This window comes from Vreelandella vilamensis, from assembly GCF_031451755.1.
Taxonomy (GTDB): domain Bacteria; phylum Pseudomonadota; class Gammaproteobacteria; order Pseudomonadales; family Halomonadaceae; genus Vreelandella; species Vreelandella vilamensis.
The window spans coordinates 1-673 of record NZ_JARWAN010000068.1 but is presented as its reverse complement, the minus strand read 5'-3'; the positions used below and the strand labels follow the sequence as shown (position 1 = coordinate 673).

Sequence of the window (673 nt, the reverse complement as noted above, 5' to 3'; positions counted from 1 at the left end):
TCGTGGGGAACCTGCTCGACAATGCCTTACGCTGGGCGCAGCACACCGTGAAATTGAGGGTCGCGCAAGACGGTGACCGATTGAGCCTCACGATCAGTGATGATGGGCCGGGCATGTTGGAGGCCGAATGCCAAGCGGCAATGAAACGCGGTAGTCGGCTGGATGAACAGCGCTCGGGGAGTGGCCTGGGGCTCGCCATTGTGGCGGACGTGGTGGCGCTTTACCAAGGTGACATGCAGTTAGGGCGTGCCGAAAGTGGTGGCCTTCGTGTGAAGGTTTCACTGCCGGTGGCGGCACGCTGATAGGCCATGTGATCCTAACAAAAGCCGCGGAAATCAGGGGGCGCTAAAAATAGCGCCGCTACCTTGCTGATAAAAAACGTTACTGATTCCACACCGGCAATTGTTCAATTTCGTCGCGGGTTAGTGGCGTTGTGAGTTTTTGGCGGTCAGCTTGAACGCCGACTTGATCTAACGGTAAAACTACCTCGCGTTCGAGAAGGCCTAGAAAGCCACCTACTTCAACGCTGATGGCTACTACCTGGCCATTGTTATCGATCAGAACCTCTTCGACTGAGCCAACGTCTTCCGCATTCGGCCCGATTACGATCATGTCGTCAGTACGGTCAACGCTGAGCCCAAGCGCCGGGATGACGTAATCTTCGTACTCTTGA

Annotated in this window: 2 protein-coding genes; one reads left to right on the top strand and one right to left on the bottom strand. The window is 55.7% G+C overall.

Annotated elements, in window-relative coordinates; genetic code table 11:
- The coding region (locus QC823_RS16170) for an ATP-binding protein (protein WP_309657364.1) at positions 1-302 on the top strand (302 nt) is incomplete at its 5' end.
- Positions 303-381: 79 nt separating this feature from the next.
- Here the strand turns inward: QC823_RS16170 and QC823_RS16165 are convergent.
- The coding region (locus QC823_RS16165) for a PRC-barrel domain-containing protein (RefSeq protein ID WP_309657363.1) at positions 382-673 on the bottom strand (292 nt) is incomplete at its 5' end.